This is a genomic window from Streptomyces sp. NPDC043896 (assembly GCF_056435605.1).
In genome coordinates, this window is sequence record NZ_JBWKEE010000003.1 from 16,189 (window position 1) to 37,976 (window position 21,788).

Below are 21,788 nucleotides of genomic sequence, written 5' to 3' on the forward strand. Positions count from 1 at the left end.
GGCGTCGGGGGCTGGACGCGGGGAACGGCACGCCGGGGACGCGGGGGCGTGCGGGCGTGCGGGCGCGTGCGGTGAGGCGTCAGCCGGCGGTGCGCAGGGTGATGGCCGAGCAGGGGCACTGGTCGGCGGCCTCGCGCACGGCGGCGTGCGCGGCGGCGGGCGGGGCGGGGTCGAGGAGGACCACGAAGCCCTCGTCGCACTGGTCGAAGACCTCGGGGGCGAGCAGGGCGCACATGCCGGCGCCGCAGCACAGCCGGCGGCTGACCCCGACCCGCAGCGGGCCGTCCGTCACCAGGCGACCGGCAGCGCGTACACGCCGTAGACCTGCATGTCGTGGCGGAGCCGGATCTCCTCCGGCGGGCAGGCCAGCCGCAGGTCCGGGAAGCGCTCCAGCAGGGCGGTGAAGCCGACCCGCAGTTCGATGCGGGCGAGTTGCTGGCCGAGGCACTGGTGGATGCCGTGTCCGAAACCGAGGTGGCCGGCGGCGCGCCGGGTCACGTCGAAGGCCTCGGGGTCGGGGAAGCGCTCGGGGTCGCGGTTGGCGGCGGCCAGGGAGACCATGACGACCTCCCCCTCCTTGATGAGGGTGCCCTCGATCTCCACGTCCTCCAGGGCGGCCCGGGTGGGGCCGTGGTGGACGATGCTCAGGTAGCGCAGGCTCTCCTCGACGGCGCCCTCGATCAGGGAGGGGTCGGCGCGCAGCGCGGCCAGCTGTCCCGGGTGTTCCAGCAGGGCGAACGTGCCGAGGGCGAGCTGGTTGGCCGTGGTCTCGTGGCCGGCGACGAGCAGCAGGAAGGCGATCGAGGTGAGTTCCTCGTCGGTGAGGCCGGGGTCGGCGGTGATCAGGCCGCTGAGGATGTCGTCGGCGGGGTCGGCTCGCTTGAGGCGCACCAGGCCGCCCAGATAGGCGCCGAGCTCCAGGAAGGCGGCGGTGACGTCCTCGGTGGACTCGCCGAAGCTGCTCCAGACGTGGGTGTGGTGCTGGAAGGTGGCCCTGTCGGCGTAGGGCACGCCGAGCAGTTCGCAGATGACGAGGGAGGGGATGGGCAGCGCGAAGTGCTCGAAGAGGTCGGCGGGCGAGCCCAGGCGCTCCATCTCGTCGAGCCGCTCCGCGGTGATCTTCTCGATCCACTCGGTGAGCAGGCGCATGCGGCGGACGGTGAACTGCCCGACCAGGAGCTTGCGGTAGCGCTGGTGCTCGGGGTCGTCGTGCTGGATGAACATGCCGGGCGGCGCCGCCGGGGCCTCGTCGAGGGTCGCGGCGCGCGGGACCGGCGGGTGCTTGAGCTCTCCGCGGGCGCTGAACCGGGCGTCGGCGAGGACGGCCCGGGCCGCGGAATAGCCCGTGACGAGCCATCCGAGATGGCCGTCGGCGAATTCCATGCGCGTCAGCGGTTCGTTCCGGCGCAGTTGCCGGACCGCCGGGGGCGGGTTGAAGTATCCGTCCCGTACGGTGGAAAAGTGCACCGGTAAACCCTGGCTCATACATGCCCTTCCATGGCCGGCCGTATTGCGGCTGAATCCTTCGGAAACGCGGCCTCAACACGGCGTCAACGCGTTCTCGACACGGCGTTCTGCAATTCGAACTCCGCCGTCCGCGCAGTTCGATCAGCGCCATGACGAAGGTATGGAGATCCGGTGAAAGGTGTCAACGAAATCAATCCCCCGCGCACTAACCCTGTGGGCGTGTGCCGGGGGGGTACGGTTACGGGCGGTACCGGGGGGCTTCGGTTCGGTACGGTACGCCCCCCCGCCCCCCTCCCCCGCCCCCGTCGGATCTCCCGCTCCGTCCTCCCCCGGCTACGCAGGGGGGTCGGGGCAGCGGTCCTCGGACAGCAGCCTCGCCATCGGGGCGAGTTCGGCGCGTCCGTCGATGCGCAGCTTGCGGTAGGCCTGGGTGAGGTGCTTCTCGACCGCCCGGGCGCTGACCTCCAGCCGTTCGGCGATGGCCCGGTTGGAGGTGCCGGCGGCCGCCAGTGCGGCCACCCGGCGCTCGGTACGGGTCAGCGCGGCGACCGCGTCCGCGCCCTGGGAGCCGGCGATGGTGTGCAGGGCCCGGCCGGCGCGGTCGGCGATCCAGGGGGCCCCGCACTCCAGCCCCTGTTCCCGGGCCAGGGTCAGCCGGTGCTCGGCCTCCGCCTCCCGGCCCGCCGTCAGCAGCCGTCTGCCGAGGAGCAGGGAGGTGCGGGCCCGTTCGAGGAGGTGGGCGGTCCGTTCCAGGGTGGCCGCGGACTCGCGCAGCAGGACGATCCCCCGTTCTCCCCCGGTGATCGCGCCCCGGCCGCGCTGGGCGCGGCCGATCGCCACGGGGCTGCCCCAGCTCACGGCACGCTCGTACTCCTCGTCCATGAGGTCGTGGGCCTGGCCGGGCCGGCCCATCCGGTAGTGGAGGGCGGAGACCCACGAGCGCCAGGGTGCGACGGCCGGGTTGTGCCAGTGGGCGCGTTCGGCCGTGCGCCCCCAGTCGAGGTAGCAGCCCAGCGCGGTCGGCAGGTCGCGGCGCAGGGCGGCGGCCGAGCCCCTGATGAGCAGCCGCAGCGAGGGCAGGTGGCCGTGGACGGCGTCCGGCGGGGAGCCGGACAGCAGCCGTTCGCACAGGGCGGTGTCCCGGGCTTCCAGGGCGGCCAGGACGACGGCGGCCAGGGTGCGCAGGGTGGCCCAGTCGGTGGCGCCCAGGCCGAGCGCCTCCGCGGCGTGGGCGCGGGCCGCCGCCAGGTCTCCCCGGGCCAGGGCGAGCTGGGCCAGCTCGACGGAGATCAGGGCGCGCGGGACGCCCGCGTGGTCGCGGCGGGCGCGGTCGTAGGCGGTGTGCAGCCAGGGGCCGATGGTACCGAGGGAGTCGGCGGCGACCAGGACGTCGGTGAGCAGCGGCAGGGCGGTGTGGACGTGGTCCGGGGTGGCCGGCTCGTGCTGGAGCAGCCGTTCGGCGAGGGGGACGGCCTCGGCCGCGGTGACCCGCTGGGCCAGGACGGCGCCGTGCAGCAGGACGGTGACCCGTTCGCGGTCCGCGGCGGTGTCCAGGCAGGGGACGCGGCCCAGGGCCCGGAGCCGGTCGGCGGAGGCGGCCAGTTCGGCCGGGGCGGCGACGGCGGCGTGCCGGAGCCGGGCCTCCAGCCGCAGGGCGCCGCGCCGGGCGGTGCCGGTGAGGTCGGCCGCGTCCCCCAGCTCGGCGGCCGTCCTGGCGACGGTGTCGAGGGTGGCGGGCGGGCAGTCGTCGAGGAGGAAGGGCGGTATGCGGCCCGCGACCCGGGCGCGGCGGTCCGGGTCGGGGAGGAGGAGCAGGGCCTGGGTGAAGTGGCGCAGGGCCGCCCGGGGGGCGAAGTCACGCTCGATGGAGGCGAGTTCGACGAGGAGGTCGGCGCGGGCGGGGCCGTCGGGCGGGCCGGTGAGCAGGGCGCGGCGCAGGTAGCGGGCGGCTGCCTCCGGGGCGGTGCGGCGCAGGGCGGCGGTCGCGGCGGCCCGCAGGACCTCCTGCGTCCAGGGTTCCGCGCAGGAGGAGACGGCGAGCAGCTGCGCGGCGGCCCGTTCGGCGGGGTACCCGCCCTGGTGCAGCATGAGGGCGGCGCGCAGGCGCACGGCCTCGGCTTCGGCGGGGGTCATCGCCTCCTCCACGGCGTCGGCGACGACGGGGTGGACGAACCGGGGCACCGGGTCCTCGGCCAGCAGGCCGAGCCGGCGCAGTGCCCGGACCGCCTCGGCGCGGCCGGTGGCGTCGAGGCCCGCGAGCCGCCCGGCGGGGTCCTCCGCGACGGCTCCGGCGTCCCCGTGGTCCCGGGGGGCTCCGGCCGCGGCGGTGTTCCCCGCGTTCCCGCGGCCCCGGGCGTCGCCGGCGCTCCCGGAGGCGCCGGGCTCCCGTCGCGCCCGGGATTCCCCCGCGTCCCGGTCGGTCCCGTCGGTCCCGTCGGTCCCGTGGACCCCGTCGGTCTCGTGGACCCCGCCGGTCCCGTAGGCCCCGCCGATCCCGTAGGCCCTGCCGGTCCCGCCGATCCCGTAGGCCCCGCCGGTCCCGTCGGTCTCGTGGGCCCTGCCGGTCCCGTCGGCCCCGCCGGTCCCGTCCGCCCCGGTGTACCCGCCGCCCTCACCTGCGTCCTCACCGAGGACGGCCAGGGCCGCCGCGAACCGCCATACCGGCGGGCGCTGGCCGCGCAGGACGACCGCGAGGCGTTCGCGCAGGCCGTCGGGGCGGATCCCGCGGATGACCCGCGCGTCCGGCAGCCCGTCCTCGTGGGACCGCGGTCCGGCCGCGGTCAGGGCGTCGAGGGTGGCCGTGAGCAGCAGGGGGTGGCCTCCGGTCGCCTCGTGGCAGGCGCGGGCGCAGTCCTGGTCCACGGCCCGGCCGAGGCGGGTCCCGACGAGGTCGGCGGTGGCCCCCGGGGACAGCGGGCGAAGCCGCAGGACGGCGGCGGCGCGACCGGTCAGCCGGTGCAGGCGGGGTTCGTCCTCGCCGGGGTCCCCTTCGCGCAGGGCGGTGACCAGGGTGACGCGGAGCCGGGGCAGCCGTCCGGCCAGCCGCGCGAGCCAGCGCAGCGAGGGGGCGTCCGCCCACTGGAGGTCGTCCACCAGCAGGAGCAGCGGTTTGCGGTCGGCGTGTTCGGCGACCAGGGTGAGCAGCTCGGCGTCCTGTCCGGGACCGGCCGCGGAGTCGGCGGGGTCCCCGGGCGGGGTGAGGGCGTCCCGGGCGGCGGGCAGCAGCGGGGTCAGCAGCTGGCTGAGCACACCGGAGCCGAAGGCCTGTTCGTGCGGTGCTCCGCTGGCGGTGAGGACGCGGATGCCGCGCCGTTCGGCGAGGTCCGGCAGGGACCTCAGCAGGGCGGTCTTGCCCATGCCGATGCCCCCGGTCACCACGGTCAGCGACCCGCCTCCCGCTCCGCGAGCCGTGGCGTCCAACGCCGCTGTGATGAGGCCCAGTTCCTGCTGCCGGTGGAGCAGGGGATTCATAACGGTTCCTCCGTCGCTGTTCGTTCGAGTGCTGCGGCCAGCTGGTGACGCCTTCGGATGCCGAGCTTCCGGTAGGCCTTCGTGAGGTGCTGTTCCACGGTGCGCGGGGTGACGGCGAGTTCCCCGGCGATGGCCCGGTTGGGCAGTCCTCCGGCGGCGAGCGCCGCGACCCGGGACTCGGCGTCGGTCAGGGGGACGGGCCCTGCGCCGGCGGCCGGCGCAGGGCGTCCGGCCGGGGTTCCGTCGCGCCGGGTGCCCTGCGGCCCGCCGGGGGCGGGGCCGTGTCGCTCCGGGTCCCGCCGGCGGCTCTCCCGTACGCCTCGTGCCGCGTCCGGTCCCGGTTGCCCGGCCGCCTCCGGTCCCCGGCCCGGCCCTCCGCGGCGTTCCGGTACGGGACCTGCGGCGGCCCGTTCGTCGCCCAGCAGGGTGTCGACGGTGAGGTGGCCCGAGAAGGGGGCCGTGCCGAGGGCCACGAGCGCCTGGCGGTACTGCCAGCCGGCCGCGCCTCCCCGGGGCCGCGCGGCCGCTCCGGGCGCGGCGGCCCCGCCGGGGCCGGGGGCCAGTGCCGTGGCCAGCGCGGCGGGCGAGCCCCACAGCAGGGCCCCGCGGCGTTCCTCGGCCAGCAGTCGCACCGCCAGGGGGTCTTCGGGGTCGCGGGTCCGCGCGGCGGCCGAACGCCAGGGCAGCAGGGCGGGGTTGGCGGCCTGCCGGGCCAGCAGCCGGCGCCCGCACTCCAGCAGGTCGGCGAGGGCCCGGTCCCGCTCACCGGCGGCGAGCCGGACCCGCCCGCGCGCGTAGAGGAGGTAGGCCCAGGCCAGACCGCCCTCGGCGGCGGGCGGCAGCCGGACGTCCAGGGTCCGCGCGGCCGCGTCGGCGTCGCCCCGCCGCAGGTCCAGCAGGGCCCGCAGGGCGAGGGGGCCGGGCGCCATGAGGGGGTGCCAGCAGTGGCCCGGCATGACCTCGTCGCACCGGTCCAGGGCCTCCGAGGCGGCGGCGTCCCGCCCGGCCCACAGCTCGGCGACGCAGCCGACGAGCAGGGCCACGCCCGCCACCGGCCGGGCGTCCCGGCGCCCGGCGGCCACCAGGATCCCGTCGAGGGCGTCGCGGGCCTCGCCGGTGTCGCCGCTGAGGACGAGTGCGTGCGCCGCGGCCGCCCGGACGGCCGCCGGCACGTGCGCGCGGGCCTCCGGGGCCAGGGCGGCCCTGGCGAGCCCGCGGGCGCGGGTGATGTCCAGGCCCCGCTGCGCGGTCCGCCAGGCGGCGACGGCGGCCTCGGCGGCCTGCGCCGGCCGGCCCGGCCATGGGTCGGGCAGCGGAGGCCCCCAGCCGTCCTCGGGGTCGGGGCGGCCGTGCTCGGCCAGCCAGAGCAGGGCCCGCAGTCCCGAGTGCTCGGCGGTGCCCGGCTCCGCCTCGGCGGCGGCCCGGGCGATGCGGGCGGCGGGGGTGAGGAAGTCGCCGCGGGCCACGAGGAGTTCCGCCGCCCGCAGCCGGGCCCGTACCGTGCCGGGGTCGGCGGGGGCGGTGGCGGTGGCGTCCGCCGGGGGGTCCAGGGCGCGGCACAGGTGCCGGCCCGCCGCCTCGGGGTCGGCGGGGAGCGCGGCGGTCCCCAGCTCGGTCAGCAGCCGGACCCGGAGGGCTTCCGGCACCGGCTCGCGCAGGGCCCGTTCGAGCAGCCGGGCGGCCCGGGCGTGGCGGCCGGCCGCCCGGTGTTCGGCGGCCCGGCGGCGCAGGGCGGCGACGGCCCAGGGGGCGCCGACCGGGCCGGCACCGAGCAGCATCCGGGCCACCGCGCCGTCGGGCAGGGCCGCCCGGTGGGCCCAGGCTGCCGCGCGGGCGTGGAGTTCCTCCCGGCGGCCGGTGCCGAGGTCGGCCAGGACGGCCCGGGCGGCGGCCTCGCTGCGCAGGGCGGGGCGGGGGCCGTCGGCGAGCAGCCCGGTGCCGGACAGCAGGGTCAGGGCCCGGGCCGTGCCCGGGGTGCGGGGGCCGGCGGCCAGCGCGTCGATCAGGGCGGGCGTGCAGTCCGGTCCGGCGACCGCGATCGCGCGCAGGACGGCGAGGAGTTCCGGGGGCAGCAGGGGGAGGGTGCGTACGGTGCGTTCCCTGACGGCTTCCGCCGTGCTCTCCGCGAGGTGGGCGAGGTGGCCGCTCCCGGGGGCCCAGCCGTGGCGTACGAAGCGGGCGATGACCGACCGGAGCAGGGCGGGGTTGCCCTCGATGCGGCGGGCGGCCTCCTGCTGGAACTCCGCGTCGACCGCGTCGGGCCAGGTGTCGTGGAGGATCTGCCGGACGGCGGCGTCGGGCAGCGGGGGCAGTTCCAGCACGTGCCGGGCCACCGAGCGCCCGTCGGCCAGCGGGCAGGGCTCGATCCGGTCGTAGGGGCCCGGGTGGGACGCGCTGTTGCGGGAGGTGAGCAGCATCAGCGGCACCCCGGCCAGCCGCCGGGCCAGCGCCTGCAGCCCGCGCAGCGACGGAGGGTCGGCCCACTGGGTGTCGTCGACGACGAGCAGCAGGGGGCGGCTGCGGGCGGCGGCGAGGAACGCGGCGCCCAGGTCGGCGGGCGAGCCGGTGCCGCCGTCGGCGGGCGTGCCGGTGCCGCCGTCGGCAGGCGCGCGGGGGCCGCCGTCGCCGGGCGCGCGGGAGCCTGCGTCGCGGGGCCGGACGGGGCCGGGCCGGAGGGCCCTGGCGGCCGGGGTGATCACGGGGAACAGCTGGGTGTGGAGCTGGGCGGCCATCCCGTGGGGCAGGCCGGTCTCCTCGGGCGAGCCCGCCGCCGCGGCGACCCGTACCCCGGCTTCGGCGGCGAGGGCCGCTGCGTGGTCGAGCAGGGTGCTGCGTCCGATGCCGGGCGGTCCGTGCACCTCCACGAGCGCGGGCCGTCCCCGCCTCAGGTCGGCCAGCAGGCCGCGCAGCAGCCGGTCCTCGGCCTCGCGCCCGGGCGGTGCGGCCCGGCCGCCGGGGGCGGGATGCGGCTGCGGGTACGGGTACGGGTCGGGCGGCCCCGTGGGCGGGGCGGCCGGGCGGGCTGTCGGGGCGGCTGTCGTCCGTGGCATGGCTGTCCGTCCTCCTGGGTGTGGTGTCGATGGGGCTCCCCCGCCGGCCCCGTGCGGCGTCCGCCGGCGGGCCTGACGTCCGGGTGGGTCCCGGACCGTGAGGCCCGTCAGGCAGCGGGCCGGGGTGCCGCCCTCGCGCGCGCCCCGCGCGCGGCTCCGCCCGTCACCGCCCGGCCGGTGCGGCGCCCCGGCCGCCACGGGCCTGACCGGCGCTGCCGTGCCGGCGGGGCCTGGTGCCGCGGCCGAAGGTTTCCCGGGGCGCGGCGCCGCTGGGGCGCCTCGCCGCGCCGTCGGACCACGCACGTACGCGCGGTACGGGCCGGGGCCCTGCGCCCCGCGACGCGCCGCACCGGACACCGCGGCCGGGCAGACCCTTCCGGCCGCGGTACTAGGGGGTGTCCGACGGATCATGGCCGGGCCCGGGCCGCCTGGCACACCCGCTAGTGCTGTGACCGGGAAGGTTTGCCGGGTCGCGGTGTCCGGTGCGGTGCATCGCAAGGCGGAGGGCCACGGCTCGTACGGGACGTACCTGCGTGGTCCGACAACGCCGCGAGGTGCCGTGCCGGGCGCCGCGACCCGGTGAGCCTTTCCGGTCACAGCACTAGGCCGGCACGCCGTCGGCCGGGTCGGGTGCGGCGGAACGGGGGCTGGGGTGGGGGCGGGGGCGGGAAGCCAGGCTGCGCGGCAGGTCGCCGCGGCCCCGGACGTCGAGCTTGCGGTAGACGTTGGTCAGGTGCATCTCCACCGTGCGCGGGGTGATGAACAGCGCCTCGGCGATCTTCTTGTTGCTGTGGCCGCGCTGGGCCAGGGTCGCGATCCGGCGCTCGCTGGGGGTAAGGGAGTCCACCGGGGCCACGGCCAGCTGCGGCATCCGCCCGCCCGCGGTGACCAGCGTGTCGCGGGCGGTGGCGGTCAGCGCGTGGGCGCCGCAGCGGGTGGCGAGTTCGATGGCCTGGCGCAGGTGGCCGCGCGCCGCCCTGGCGTCGCCGAGGGCGAGCAGCTCCCGGCCCAGCCGGTACTCGGCCCTGGCCAGTTCCAGCCGGGCCGGGGAGGCGGCCAGGGTCTCCACGGCCTCGGCCAGCAGCTCCGTACCGGCGCGGCCCCCGACGACGGAGGCCGCCGCGACCAGGCCCAGTCCCAGGGCGCGCGGGGTGCCCCAGCCGCGGGTCCGTTCCCGGGCGGCCTCCACGAGCCCGGCCGCCTCGGCGCCCCGGCCCAGCCGGGCCAGCGTGGTGGCGGCCGGCAGCCACCAGGGGGCGAGGACCGGGTTGGCGATGCCCGCCTCCTCCTGGCTGCGCCCGCACCGGCGCCACAGTTCGAGCGCGCCTTCGAGGTCGCCCCGCTCCCGGCGGACCTGCCCCGAGGTGTAGAGGTAGAGGTGCCGTTCCCAGACGCTGCGGTCCAGGTGGCCCGCGGTGCGGGCGAGTCCGTCGAGGACGGCGCCGGCCCGGCCCGCCTCCCCCTGGGAGAGCAGTACGGAGCTCAGTGCGAGGTGTGCCAGGGGCGGGGCTCCGGCCGGGCCGGTCACCTCGGTGGCCGCCCGGGCGTCCCGGGCGGCGGCGGGCACGTCGCCGATGCCGTGCAGGAGCAGGGAGCGGCCGGCCAGGGCGGCGCGCCGGGGCCACAGCGGCGGGTGCTCCTGGGCCGGTGACAGCACCCGGTCCAGGGCGGCGAGGGCCTCGTCCACGCAGTCGGCGAGTGCGAGGACGGCGGAGGAACAGAACACCCCCCAGCCGGCGGTGCCGGGTTCGTCGGCCCGTAGTGCCTGGCGGGCGAGGGCGGCGGCCCGGTCCGCGGATCCGCCGTCCAGGGCGGCGAAGGCGCTGAGCGCCGCGAGCAGGCGCCGGTCGGCCGGGCCGTGCCCGGTGGGGACGGGCAGGGCGGCGGCCCGGGCTCGGGCGGCGGGCAGCGCCTCGCGGTCGTTGACGGCGGTGGCCAGCAGGGCCGATTCGACGGTGGTGCGCAGGTGCCGGTCGGTGTCCGCCCCGCCGTTCGGGGGGCCGGTCAGGCCGTCCAGCACCCGCTCCAGTAAGCGCAGGCCCTCCGGGGCCCGGCGGGTGCCGAGCGCCAGCATGGCGTACTGGACGGCGACGGGTGCCCGTCCGCGCGGGTCGGGGGTGAGGGCGAGGGCCTGGCGCAGGTGCCAGAGGGCGTGTGCCGGGGTGACGACGGTACGGCTGGCGGCGCGGGCCAGTTCCACGTGCAGGCCGCCGCGTTCGGCGTCGGTGAGGCCGCGGCTCGCCTCCGAGCGCAGCCAGCGGCCGGCGGCCCTGACGGTCGCCCGGGTGGGTGCTTCGGCGGCGGCGTCGCGCAGGACGGCGAACATCCACGGCTCGTCGATCCGGTCGAGCGGGGCGAGCTGTTCGGCGACCTCCGCGGCGGGCCGTCCGGCGTCGCTGAGGACCCGGGCCGCCCGGACCCGCAGGTCGCGCAGTTCCGGGCCGGGCAGGGTGGCGAGGACAGCGCTGCGGACTCCCTCGCGCATGTGCGGCGGGGAGCCCGGCACCACGGCCTCGATCCGGCGCAGCGCCGTCAGCGCGGCCTCCACGGCGCGGACGTCCAGTCCGCAGAGCGCGGCCAGCGGGTCGGGCGCGGTCCGGCCGAGTACGGCGAGGGCGGTGGCGACCTGGCGGGTGCGGCGCGGGCCGGCGGCCAGCAGTTCGGGGACCCGTGCGGTCAGCACGCTCTGGTGGACGGCGTCCAGGCCGGGTACGGCGTCCGCGTCGGGCGGGATGCCGAGGGTGCGCAGGGCGGTGAGCAGCCGGTGCAGGAGCAGCGGGTTGCCGCCGGTGAGTTCGGCGCAGCGGCGGACGAACCGGCGGTCCGCCGGGGCGCCGGAGGTACGGCTGACCAGGTGCGCGATGGCGGCTTCGGTGAGCGGGGCGGGTTCCAGGAGGGTGCAGCGGCCCCGGGCGAGGATCTCGGCGAGTACGGGGGTGCCGGGGCCGGGAGCGTCGGTGCGCTGGGCGAGGACGAGGAGCAGGGGGCGGGCGGCGGCGTGGCGCAGGATGAAGTCGGCGCAGCGCAGGGAGGCTTCGTCGCACCACTGCGCGTCGTCGATGACGAGGGCCAGGGGGCCGGCGGCGAGCAGGTCCAGGGCCCGGCGGTGGAGCACGTGCCGGTCCGGGCGGAGGTCACCGGGTGCGGCGGGAGCCGGGAGCCCCGGCGGGTATACCGGCGGGAATCCCGTCAGGGATCCGGGCGGGGATCCGGGGGCGGGCGGCAGCAGGGTGTCCGCCGCCGGTGTGCGGGCCGGGCCGGCGGGCGGGCCGGCGGCGTACCGTACGGCGCATCCGGCGGCGGCCAGCCGCTGCCGCGCGAGGTCCAGCAGACGGGTCCTGCCCGTTCCGGCGGGGCCCCTGACGAGGACGGCCCGCGCGGATCCCGTCCGGGCCTCGGCTGCGTGGCGCAGCAGGATTTCGAGTTCAGGGGTGGGAACGTCCGGGGTACGGACGGGGTCCTGCGCCTTTCCAGCGGTGAACACCACGGTATTTCTCTCTTCCTTCGTGGAACCGCCTCCGGTCATCCCGGCGGTACGACGCCGGAATGTCCCTGCGTGACCAAGATCGTAAGGGATGTTCCCCGGGAACTTGCGGACGATCCGCTCGATTTGAGCCAGAATGCGCCGGACCTTGGCCGAGGCACATGCCACCGCGGACCGTCCAACGGCGAGAATTCCCACCGGATTTCGGACTTTCCCCGGAGCCGAATTCCCCGATTCGCCGTGGGAGCGGCGGGCGCGGGCCGGGCGCATGGCGGAAGAACGCAGCCGGAATCCGGCCATCAATTCCCGTTCACCGGCTGCTTTATCGTGCCGGAGCAGCAGTTGGCCGCCGAATCCACCGGAGAGTTGCGTGCTGTCCCATCCGGAACCGTCCTGCCCGCCGCCGGGCTGGCCGCCCGCCCCCTGGCCCGGGCCCCGTCCCCGGCCGGCCGGGGACGCCTCGGACCTGTGGCTGTTCCACGTCCCGGACTCCGGGCTGCGTTCCGTGGTCCTCGACCGGTCCCCGCTGGACGCGCGGGAGCGCGCCCGGGCCGCCGCGTTCGTGCACCCCCTCGACCGGGGCCGGTACGTGGCCGCGCACCTCGCGCTGCGCCGGGTGCTCTGCGCCTACGAGGGCGTCAGCCCGGCGGAGTTGCACTTCGTCCGCAGTCCCTGCCCCTGCTGCGGCGGACCCCACGGGCGCCCTGCCCTGGCCGGTTCCGGCGCGCCGCACTTCTCGCTGTCCCACACGGGCGGCCTGGTCCTGATCGGGGTGGCCGGGCGGGTGGTCGGCGTGGACGTGGAGGCGCTGCCGCCGCCGGACAAGGCGGCCACCGTGAGCGAGGCCCTGCACCCCGCCGAGCGGCGGGCCGTCCGCGCCGCCCAGCCGGCCCTGCGGCCCGCCGTGTTCGCCCGGCTCTGGGCCCGCAAGGAGGCCTACCTGAAGGGGCTCGGCACGGGGGTGGGCCGCAGCCCGGACCTGGACTACCTCGGCGACCCCGGCGTCGGGGCGCCGGCCCGGCCGCCCGGGTGGAGCGTCCGGGACGTGCCGGTGGGGCCGGGGCACGCGGCGGCCGTGGCCCTGGAGCGGGCGCCGGGCACGGACCCCGGGATCACCGTCCGCACGCACCACCTCGGGGTGCTGGACGACGCGGCCGCCGGGGCCCTGTCCGGGGTCCGGTAGCCCGGCCGGACCGGGCCGGGGGGACCAGGGTTCTCCGGCCTCCCCCGGATCGACCGTACACGGGGACCGGCACACATGTCCGCTGCCTCCTTCCGGCGTTCGGCGCGGGCGGCCGCGGCCGTCCTGGCGCCCGCCGCCCTGCCCGCCCGCTCCGGCGAGTCCACCCGCGAGATCCCGGGGGCGTCGGGGTCCGCCTGACGGCGGCCGAGGCCGGCCACTCCATGCCGACCTCCGCTTTCCCGGACCACACCCCGCACGAGGCGGCCGTCAACCTTTGGCTGGACGGGCAGAAGCGGATTACCTGCTTCGAGGTGACGACAAAGCTCACGCACATCGGCGGCAAGGCCGTCCAGGTGCGGGCCGTGCACACCTTCCGGCCCCGCCCACGCCCCCGTCACCCCGCCCCCCGTAGGGCCTGCTCAACCCGCCGAGGACGGCACCGGCGGGCGGCCGACCGTCCCGCCGAGCGGTCGCCGGCGACGAGGGCCCGTGCGGTACGTCCGAGGGCCCCGAATGGTTCTGTCAAGCGATCGTGTCGTTCAACACAATCATGAGACATTGTCGACTGACAAAGTCACTTGTACGTTGAGGGGACCGAATGACGCCGCGGAACGAAAGGCACGCCCATGAACCAGCCGTCCGTCCTCACGGCCCAGCCCGTCCCCGAGCGCCCGGCCCTCCCGCTCGTCGGCCACGCCCTCAGCCTCCCCAAGGGGTTCGCGGCGACCGTCCACATGATGAAAGAGGTCAAGGAACTCGGGCCGGTCTACCGGATCCGCGTCTTCGGGACCGAGGTCGTGGTCGTCGGCGGCCTGGATCTGGTGACGGAGCTGGCGGACGAGTCCCGCTTCCGCAAGAACGTGCACCCGGACCTGGCCGAGATCCGGCGGTTCGCCGGTGACGGCCTCTTCACCGCCTTCAACCACGAGCCGAACTGGCGGAAGGCGCACGACATCCTCATGCCGGCCTTCTCGCTCGGCGCCATGCGCGACTACCACCCGACCATGCTCCGGGTGGCGCGGTCCCTGATCGGCACGTGGGACCGGGCCGCCGGCCGGAGTGCCGTGGACGTGCCCGAGGACATGACGCGCCTGGCCTTCGACACCATCGGACTGTGCGGCTTCGGCTACGACTTCGAGTCGTTCCGCCGGGAGGACCCGCACCCCTTCGTGGGGGCCATGGGCCGGGCCCTGGCGTTCACCCAGGACACGGTCGAGTCCATCCCCGGCACGGAATGGCTCCAGCCCAGGCGGTCCCAGCAGTTCCGCCAGGACGTCGACCTCATGACCGGCCTCGTCGACGACGTCATCCGCCGGCGCAGGCAGTCCGGTGACACCGGCACCGGCGATCTCCTGGGCCGGATGCTGCACACCCCGGACGCCCGGACGGGCCGGCCGCTGGACGACGTGAACATCCGCAACCAGGTCATCACCTTCCTCATCGCCGGGCACGAGACGACCAGCGGCGCCCTGTCCTTCGCCCTCCACTACCTGACCAAGCACCCCGAAGTGCTCGCCCGGGCCCAGGCCGAGGTCGACGCGCTGTGGGGCGACCAGGAGACGCCCGACCCCGGCTACGGCGACGTCGGCAGGCTCACGTACGTCCGCCAGGTGCTCAACGAAAGCCTGCGGCTGTGGCCGACCGCCCCCGGCTACGCGGTGGAACCCCTGGAGGACACCGTCATCGGCGGCAGGTACGCCGTCCGCAAGGGCGAGACGCTGCTCGTGCTCACCCCCGCCCTGCACCGGGACCCCGCCTGGGGAGAGAACGTGGAGCTGTTCGACCCCGAGCGCTTCACCCGGGAGCGGGAGGAGGCGCGGTCCGTCCACCTCTTCAAGCCGTTCGGCAGCGGCGAACGCGCCTGCATCGGACGTCAGTTCGCCCTCCACGAGGCCACCCTCCTGCTCGGGCTCCTCGTCCACCGCTACCGGCTCATCGACCACCACGACTACCGGCTGGAGATCAAGCAGACGCTCACCCTCAAGCCCGAAGGCTTCACCCTCGGACTGGCCCGGCGTACCGGCGCGGAGCGGCGCCGCCCCGCCGCGCCGGTGAGCGGGACGGCGAGCCGGCCGGAGGCGGGCGACGCGGCCCGGCGGGCCTCCGGCACCGCGCTGACCGTGCTGCACGGCTCCAACCTCGGGACCTGTTCCGGGATCGCCCGCGAGCTGGCCGCGGACGGCGGCGACCGCGGCTTCGCCGCCTCCGTGTCCCCCCTCGACGACCACGCCGGCCGGCTGGACCCCGCCGGCGGTCCGCTGGTGATCGTGGCGGCCTCCTACAACGGCCGCCCCACCGACGACGCCGCCGGGTTCGTCGCCCGGCTGGAAGGGCTGGAGCCCGGCTCGCTCGCCGGTCTGCCGTACGCCGTGCTCGGCGTCGGCGACCGCAACTGGGCCGCCACCTACCAGCGGATCCCCGCCCTCATAGACGAGCGCCTCGCGGCGGCCGGGGCCGTGCCCCTCCTCGCACGCGGCGCCGCCGACGCCTCCGGCGACTTCGCCGGCACGGTGGACCGCTGGACGGCGGACCTGTGGACCGCCCTGCTGGAGCGGTACGGCGACGCCCCCGCCGGGGCCCCGGCCGCCGCGGACCCCGACCGGGGGCAGGGACTGTACGAGCTGGAGGACACCGCCGCATCGGTCACCGCCGGCCTCGCCTCCCGGCACGGCGTCCAGCCAATGGAGGTGCTCGACGCGTACGAACTCGTCGACACGGAGCACGCACTCGGGCGCTCCAAGCGGTACCTGCGCCTGCGGCTGCCCGAGGGCGTCACGTACCGCACCGCCGACCACCTGGCGCTCCTCCCCGCCAATCCGGAGCCGCTCGTCCGGCGGGTCGCCGACCGGTTCGGCCTCGACCTCGACCGGACGGTCCGGCTGCGCGCCCGGCGCCGCAGCCGCGGCGCGCTGCCCGTCGACCGCCCGCTGACGCTGCGCCGGCTGCTCACCGAGTTCGTGGAACTCCAGGATCCGGCCACCCCCGAGCAGGTGGCCGTCCTCGCCGGGCACACCGCCTGCCCGCCGGAGAAGCAGCCCCTGGCCGCGCTCGCCGCCGACACCGGGGCGTTCCACGAGCGGGTGACGTCACGGGGCATCAGCGTCCTGGACCTGCTGGAGCGGTACCGCGCCTGCGAGCTGCCCTTCGAGCGCTTCCTGGAGCTGCTGCCGGTGCTGCGCCCCCGCCACTACTCCATCTCCTCGTCCGCGGCCGCCCGGCCCGGTGAGGTGGAGCTGATGGTGTCGCTGCTCGCCGCGCCCCACCGCTCCGGCGAGGGCACCTTCCGGGGCATCGCCTCGGACTACGCGCGGCGCGTGCGCGCCGGTGACGTCGTCCAGGCGCGGGTGCTGCCGTGCGGGGAGTCGTTCCGGCTGCCCGAGGACCCGTCCGTCCCGGTGATCCTGGTCAGCGCGGGCACCGGTCTCGCGCCGTTCCGCGGCGCGGTCCTCGACCGGCAGCACACCGGGTCGGGCGGCACGCTGCTGTGCTACTTCGGCTGCGACCACCCGGACGTCGACTACCTGCACCGCGAGGAGTTCGAGGCGGCCGAGGCGGCCGGAGCCGTCCGCATGCGCCCCGCCTTCACGCACGCTCCCGTCGACGGGGCCCGGTTCGTCCAGGACCGCATCGCCCGGGAGGCCGAGGAGGTGTGGGCGGTCCTGGAGGCGGGAGGCCGGGTGTACGTCTGCGGCGACGGCCGGCGGATGGCGCCCGCGGTGCGGGAGGCGTTCACGGCCGTCTGCCGCGAGCGGACCGGCGCGGACGAGGGGGAGGCGGCCGGCTGGCTGGCCGGCCTGATCGAGTCCGGCCGCTACGTCGAGGACGTGTGGGCCGGCTGAACCGGGGCCGTACGCCCTGAGGGCCCTGAAGGCCCTGAAGGCCCCCAAGGCTCCGCATCACGTCACGGCCACGGGTGCCGCGCGCACCCGTGGCCGTCGGCTCAGCCGGTCCGGAGGGCGGCGAAGTCCAGCCGGCCGCCGGCCAGGGCGACGGTCGCGGCGACCAGGACCTTGAGGTCGGTGCTCCCGGTGGGCTCCTCCGGGGCGTAGAGGCGCTGCATGGTCAGGCCGTCGAAGCCGTTGAGGAAGAAGCGGGCGACCAGGTCCGCGGGCTGGGCGAGGACGTAGCCCGTGCGGGCCGCCGTCTCGGTCATGATCCGGGCCGTGATCTCGCTGACCTGCCGGTGGTGGGAGCGGCGGGCCTCGTCGAGGGCGGGGGTGCGCAGCGCGAGCAGGGCCAGCTCCGTGAGCAGCCGGTAGCCGCTCGTCTCCTCCTCCACGGTGCGCCAGAGGGCGCCGGCTAGTGCGGCGATCGCCTCCTCGAAACGGGCGTCCTGCGGGGCCGCCCGTTCGACCCGCGCGATCAGGTCCACGGTGAGCTGCTCCATGACGGCCCGGTACAGGTCCTCCTTCGTGCCGAAGGTGTAGTGGACCGTCGCCTGGGCGACGCCGAGCTCCGCGGCGATGGCCCGCGTGCTCCCGGCCGCGACGCCCTCCCGGGTCATGAGGGTGATGGCCGCCTTGACCAGCTGGGGACGGCGCTCGGCCGCGGAAACGTGAGCCATGCCGCCACTATAGCGACTTGGTCGGTGGATCAAGTCGGTGGACGAACATCGCCGCCGCGGGTCCTCGACGGTGATCCCCCGGCCCTGCGGCTGCCGGCCGGGCGTGGACGCCGCGTACGCGGGCCCGCCCCGGCCAGGACCGACGGCCGGCGCGGCTCCGAGCGCCTCCGGCCGGGTGCGGCGGCGGACCCGGCGTCAGCCGGTCCGCAGGCCGAGGCCGTAGTAGGTGACGTCGTAGCCGTCCACGTACTCGGCCTCGCCGCCCACGATCAGGTCGGAGGGCTCCCGTACCCCGGCCGCCCTGGCCGTGGCCACGAGCAGCTCCGCGAGCTCCCGGCCCCGCGGCTCGCCCTGGCCGCCGCCGTCCACCCGCCACACGGGATCGCCGTCGTCGAACACCGCCGCCGTGGCGGGGTGTTCGGCGACGGTGCCCCAGCCGAGCGCGGCCGGGTCGGTCCCGTCGGGGGCGAAGCAGCCGATCGACAGCCGGCCGTCGCACGCCACGTCGAAGAGGAGCGGGGCCCCGTGCTCGGTGCGCCCGTAGACGGGCATCCCGATCCGGATGCCGAGGGCGGAGGTCTCGGCGGGCAGCGGTCCGAGGAAGTCGGCCAGCGACCGGGTGACGGTCTCCCAGCTGCGGGCGGTCCAGCGGCCCGGGAAGCCGAGGCCGGCGTTGGCCGCGTCGCGGTTGCTGCCGAAGAAGCCGCTGATCGAGTGCTCCTCGCCGACTCCCTGGCGCCAGAACCAGTTCTCCGCCGGGCCGGTGGGCTGGAGCACGAGTTCCGGACCGGTCTTCCCGCCCCGCAGTTCCAGCGTGTCCGGGCTTCCGCGCCAGCGCATGAACGGGGCGCCCCAGAGCTGCCCGCTGTCGTAGAAGGGGCCGATGTCGCCGTGCGAGCCGATGACGGAGGGCTTGCCGAGTTCCGCGCTCACGGCCTCGGACGCGGCGCGGAAGGCGGCGGCCTGGGCCGCGGCGCCGGCCGCGGCGGCCGTCAGGGGGACGGCCAGCTCCACGTACGACTCGCCGTCGGCGTAGCGTTCCTCGTACGTGCCGACCGGGCGCAGGCGGGCGTTGCCCGGGGCGCGTCCGGTCAGGACGGGGCCGTCCGGGCTCCCGTCCCACTCCCAGCCGAGCGCGGCGACCAGCGCCGTCACTCCCTCCGGCGTCCAGCCCCGGGTGTCCGCCCCGACGAGCCGGCGGGCGAGACCCGCCACGGACTCCTGTTCCGCATGTCCTTGCCGATCACTCATGTGATCATCATTTCGCATCGTCGTGCGGGGTCCTCCGCAGGGGGCACGGTACCGGTGGGGCACGTCCGCACGTCCGCGCGGGCGGCGGCCGGCGGAGTGGCTTGATCCGGCCGCTGTGACCGCCGGGGGCGGAGCGGGGCTGGGAACATCGGCGGATGCTGGGAAACCGTGGTGTCGTCCTGACCGTGGTGGCGGCCGCGTACGGCCTGTCCTCCATGGGGGACCAGATGGCGATCGTCTCCCTGACCCTCCGGCTGCACGACCAGGGCCGGTCGGGCGTCGCCGTCTCGGCCCTGGTCGTCGCGAGCGTCCTGCCGCTGGTCGTGGTCGGGCCGCTGGCCGCCCCGCTGGTCGACCGGGTCGAGAGCAGCCGGCTGATCGTCGCGGTCACCCTCCTCCAGGCCCTGGCCGGCGCGGGGCTGGTGTTCGTGACCGGCCTGGCCGGCACGCTGGTCCTGCTGGTCCTGCTCGGGGCCGGGCTGGCCCTGGCGTCCCCGGCGCTGCTGCTGCTGGTCCCCCGGATCGTCGGCGCGGACGACACCGCCCGGGGCTATGCCCGGCTCGACGCCTTCCGGTCCGTCGGCAACGTGGCCGGGCCGGGGCTGGCCGGTGTGCTGATCGCCGTGGCCGACGTACGGGTCGCGCTGCTCGTGAACGCGGCCTCGTTCCTGGTCATGGCCGTGGTGCTGGCCTTCCTGGGGGTCCGGCGCGAGCCCGTCGAGGGACCGGGAGGGCGCTGGCTGGTGCAGGTCCGCGAGGGGGTGCGGGTGCTGGGCGGGGACCGTCTGCTGCGGACCGCGATCCTCGCGCTGGCGTCGGCGATCGTGTTCACGGCCGTGCTGAGCGTGGCCCGCGTCTTCTTCATCCGGGACGACCTGGGCGTGTCCGGCACCGGGTACGGCTTCCTGGTCAGCGCGCACACCGTCGGGATGCTGGCCGCCTCCACGCTGATCGCCCCCCGGGTCCCCCTGGAGTGGCAGCCGCGGGTGCTGGCCGGGGCCGGGGTCCTGATGGGGACGGGGCTCGCCGTCGGGGCGGCGGTGCCGGTCTTCGCCGTGACGCTGGCGGCGTTCGTCCTGACCGGTGTCGCCAACTCCCTCCAGGGGCTGGCGATCCGCAACCTGATCCACGCCCGGGTCCCGGCGGCGGTACGGGGCCGGGCCTTCGCCACTTCGGGGGCGACGCTGAACGGGGCCAACCTGGCCGGGACCGCCCTCGGCGGTCCGGCCACGACGCTGCTCGGCGGCGCGGGGGCCCTGGAGCTGGCGGGGGTGGGGACCCTGCTCGTCACCCTGGCGGGCAGCCCGGTCCTCCTGCGGCACACCGTCGGGGCGGACGCTCCGGAGCCGTCACGGGCTCCGGACCAGGTGCCCGACCACCCCTCGCAGGAGTAGGTGGCCGATTCCCGCTGGTCGGCGTTGACGGGCCGCCGGGTCGTCCCTAGCGTCGAAATCCGACCGGAATCGGTCCAACGGACGGATGCGGCCGAGCACATCCGAGCACATCGTGTCTGATCTCAGAGGGTGCCAGGCGGTCCCTGCCACCCGTCAGAGGGGGAAACCCATGTCCAGCACGATCCTTCCCGGCAATCCCGTCACCCGCGAACTGGTGCTCCTGGGCGACTCCGCGCCCGGGCGCCGGGGCGACCGCACCGTGGTCGCCCAGTCCCACTGTGAGATCGACCTCGCCTCCGACGAAGCCCTGGACCGCTGCGTCCAGGCGTTACGGGCCTCCGACGAGCGCCTCGCCGGCCGGCTCGACGGCCCGTACGACTGGCAGCGGACCTGGGTGGAGCGCAACGGCGCGCCCGGCGGCAAGGTCGTCTTCGACGTGGCCTGGTACGACGAGGCGTTCTTCCAGGAGAAGAAGGACACCTTCCTCGCCCCGGAGCACCTGGCCATGTACGCCCACATCGGCGCCGAGGACGGCGCGGTCCAGGTCACCCACTGGCACAAGGTGGACTGACGCCGCGTCGGGCACCACCGGGAGGGCCGTCCGCCGTCACCGCGGGCGGTCCTCCCGCACGCTCCCCCTCCTCCCGGGCGACGGCCGAGGCGGACACGAGGGTCGCGGCGGCGAGGGTGCCCCAGAGAGCGGTCGGGCCGTGGGGCGCGAGGGCGGTGATCACGGCCGGGGAGACGGCGAGGCCGAAGCCGGAGGAGAGTTCGAAGCGGGCCAGGGTGCGTCCCAGGGCGTGGGCCGGGGCGAGGGCCGTCACGAGGGCGGTGGCGCTGCCCGCGTAGACGATCTCGCCGAGGGTGCAGACGACGGAGACCGCGGCGACGGCGGGGGCGGCCCACGCGTGCCCCTCGCCCAGGGAGGCCGCCGCGAGGAAGCCGAGGTAGGAGGCCGTGAGGACGACGCCGGCGACGGTCAGCGCGGTGCGCCGGGCGTAGCGTGACATCAGGACGGTGACCGGGACCTGGAGCGTGACCACCAGCACCGTGTTGGCCACGAAGATCGCCGCCGACCACATCGGGGAGGCGTCCAGCTGGGTCAGCAGGACCAGCGGGAGCGCGATCTCGGGGACGTTGAGGCAGAAGACGTAGACCACGTTGGCGGCCAGCAGGGCGCGCATGCGGGGTGCGGGCTCCTCCTGCCCGGCCGGGCTGCCGGACCGGCCCGGTACGCGGTCCACGCGGACGCGGACCGACCACGAGAGGCCGGCGGCCGCCAGGTACGCCACTCCCGTGCCGGCCGCCAGGGCCCGCAGGGCCGGGGTGCCGCCCGCCAGGCAGGCCATGGCGAGGAGCGCCCCCACCCCCAGCCCGGCGTTGCGCAGGGCGCGTCCCGCCGCCAGGGCGGTGTCGCGCTCCCGGCCCTGGGCGAGGGTGGCGACGAGGGCCGCGTGCGCCGCCGGCCACGCCTGGTTGCCGATGCCGAGGAGGAGGGCCGCGACCGCGAACGGCCAGACCTGCCCCGCGGGTGCGGCCAGCAGCACGGCGGCACCGGCCACGCGGACCAGCATCGACGCGGCGACGACGGTGCTGCGGGCGCCCCGGTCCAGCCAGCGCCCGACGGCGGGCATGCACAGCAGCCCGATGACGATGCCGGCCGTCATCGCGAGGCCGGTGGCCGGCGCGGACAGGCCGAGCACGGTCACTCCGTAGAGGAGGAGGAAGGGCCGCAGCAGGCCGGTGCCGAGCGCGTCGACGGCCAGGGCGACCGCGTACCGGGGGCCGCCGGAGGCGCGGAGGAGGGCCCGGGGGCCGGTCCTGGGGGTGGGGGTGGTGCTCGTGACTGCCATGGACTGCACGGTGGGGTCACCGGCCCCGCCGGGCACGTCGCTTGACGGGAATCGTCAACAGTCGTCGCGGC

13 protein-coding genes are annotated in these 21,788 nt (G+C 76.7%); 5 read left to right on the forward strand and 8 right to left on the reverse strand.

Features of this window, described 5'->3' with window-relative positions; genetic code table 11:
• Positions 1-79: 79 nt before the first annotated feature.
• From AC069X_RS04795 to AC069X_RS04815, 5 genes are all read right to left on the reverse strand, one after another.
• Positions 80-292 carry a ferredoxin gene (locus tag AC069X_RS04795; protein WP_478725135.1) on the reverse strand — a complete coding sequence of 71 codons (213 nt, stop codon included), beginning with the start codon at positions 290-292 and terminating at the stop codon, positions 80-82.
• A complete protein-coding gene (locus tag AC069X_RS04800; RefSeq protein ID WP_478725137.1) occupies positions 289-1,467 on the reverse strand; it encodes a cytochrome P450 in 1,179 nt (392 codons plus the stop codon). The genes AC069X_RS04795 and AC069X_RS04800 overlap by 4 nt, the downstream gene beginning before the upstream one ends.
• 333 nt (positions 1,468-1,800) lie before the next feature.
• Entirely contained in the window at positions 1,801-4,938 is a 3,138-nt protein-coding gene (locus AC069X_RS04805; protein WP_478725139.1) for a helix-turn-helix transcriptional regulator, read from the reverse strand.
• Positions 4,935-7,988: an AAA family ATPase gene (locus tag AC069X_RS04810; RefSeq protein ID WP_478725141.1), complete on the reverse strand. Its 3,054-nt coding sequence runs from the start codon at positions 7,986-7,988 to the stop codon at positions 4,935-4,937. The genes AC069X_RS04805 and AC069X_RS04810 overlap by 4 nt, the downstream gene beginning before the upstream one ends.
• 601 nt (positions 7,989-8,589) lie before the next feature.
• Positions 8,590-11,472, reverse strand: a complete 2,883-nt coding sequence (locus AC069X_RS04815) for a helix-turn-helix transcriptional regulator (RefSeq protein ID WP_478725143.1) — start codon at positions 11,470-11,472, stop codon at positions 8,590-8,592.
• Positions 11,473-11,842: 370 nt separating this feature from the next.
• On the opposite strand from AC069X_RS04815, the gene AC069X_RS04820 reads away from it, so the two are divergent.
• From AC069X_RS04820 to AC069X_RS04830, 3 genes are all read left to right on the forward strand, one after another.
• Positions 11,843-12,655, forward strand: a complete 813-nt coding sequence (locus tag AC069X_RS04820; protein ID WP_478725145.1) for a 4'-phosphopantetheinyl transferase family protein — start codon at positions 11,843-11,845, stop codon at positions 12,653-12,655.
• A 75-nt stretch (positions 12,656-12,730) separates the two neighbouring features.
• Complete coding sequence (locus AC069X_RS04825) at positions 12,731-12,853, forward strand: hypothetical protein (RefSeq protein WP_478725147.1); 123 nt, start codon at positions 12,731-12,733, stop codon at positions 12,851-12,853.
• 428 nt (positions 12,854-13,281) lie between these two features.
• A complete protein-coding gene (locus tag AC069X_RS04830) occupies positions 13,282-16,494 on the forward strand; it encodes a bifunctional cytochrome P450/NADPH--P450 reductase (protein ID WP_478725149.1) in 3,213 nt (1,070 codons plus the stop codon).
• Positions 16,495-16,595: 101 nt separating this feature from the next.
• Here the strand turns inward: AC069X_RS04830 and AC069X_RS04835 are convergent, their stop codons facing one another.
• Positions 16,596-17,219 carry a TetR/AcrR family transcriptional regulator gene (locus tag AC069X_RS04835; protein ID WP_478725151.1) on the reverse strand — a complete coding sequence of 208 codons (624 nt, stop codon included), beginning with the start codon at positions 17,217-17,219 and terminating at the stop codon, positions 16,596-16,598.
• A gap of 195 nt (positions 17,220-17,414) precedes the next feature.
• Complete coding sequence (locus AC069X_RS04840) at positions 17,415-18,470, reverse strand: hypothetical protein (RefSeq protein WP_478725153.1); 1,056 nt, start codon at positions 18,468-18,470, stop codon at positions 17,415-17,417.
• Positions 18,471-18,625: 155 nt separating this feature from the next.
• On the opposite strand from AC069X_RS04840, the gene AC069X_RS04845 reads away from it, so the two are divergent.
• Positions 18,626-19,864 (forward strand): MFS transporter, encoded by a 1,239-nt coding sequence (locus AC069X_RS04845; protein ID WP_478725155.1) that lies wholly within the window; start codon positions 18,626-18,628, stop codon positions 19,862-19,864.
• 169 nt (positions 19,865-20,033) lie between these two features.
• Positions 20,034-20,435, forward strand: a complete 402-nt coding sequence (locus tag AC069X_RS04850; RefSeq protein WP_478725157.1) for a hypothetical protein — start codon at positions 20,034-20,036, stop codon at positions 20,433-20,435.
• On the opposite strand, the gene AC069X_RS04855 is transcribed toward AC069X_RS04850, so the two are convergent.
• The gene (locus AC069X_RS04855) at positions 20,410-21,717 is read right to left on the reverse strand and encodes an MFS transporter (protein WP_478725159.1); all 1,308 of its coding nucleotides are present in this window, start codon (positions 21,715-21,717) and stop codon (positions 20,410-20,412) included. The genes AC069X_RS04850 and AC069X_RS04855 overlap by 26 nt on opposite strands.
• Positions 21,718-21,788: the final 71 nt, after the last annotated feature.

Bases quoted from the DNA above. Each gene is read 5' to 3' on its own strand.
- AC069X_RS04805 (WP_478725139.1), bottom strand. From the start codon at position 4,938: ATGAATCCCCTGCTCCACCGGCAGCAGGAACTGGGCCTCATCACAGCG.
- AC069X_RS04810 (WP_478725141.1), bottom strand. From the start codon at position 7,988: ATGCCACGGACGACAGCCGCCCCGACAGCCCGCCCGGCCGCCCCGCCC.
- AC069X_RS04825 (WP_478725147.1), top strand. From the start codon at position 12,731: ATGTCCGCTGCCTCCTTCCGGCGTTCGGCGCGGGCGGCCGCGGCCGTC.
- AC069X_RS04830 (WP_478725149.1), top strand. From the start codon at position 13,282: ATGAACCAGCCGTCCGTCCTCACGGCCCAGCCCGTCCCCGAGCGCCCG.
- AC069X_RS04835 (WP_478725151.1), bottom strand. From the start codon at position 17,219: ATGGCTCACGTTTCCGCGGCCGAGCGCCGTCCCCAGCTGGTCAAGGCG.
- AC069X_RS04840 (WP_478725153.1), bottom strand. From the start codon at position 18,470: ATGAGTGATCGGCAAGGACATGCGGAACAGGAGTCCGTGGCGGGTCTC.
- AC069X_RS04845 (WP_478725155.1), top strand. From the start codon at position 18,626: ATGCTGGGAAACCGTGGTGTCGTCCTGACCGTGGTGGCGGCCGCGTAC.
- AC069X_RS04850 (WP_478725157.1), top strand. From the start codon at position 20,034: ATGTCCAGCACGATCCTTCCCGGCAATCCCGTCACCCGCGAACTGGTG.
- AC069X_RS04855 (WP_478725159.1), bottom strand. From the start codon at position 21,717: ATGGCAGTCACGAGCACCACCCCCACCCCCAGGACCGGCCCCCGGGCC.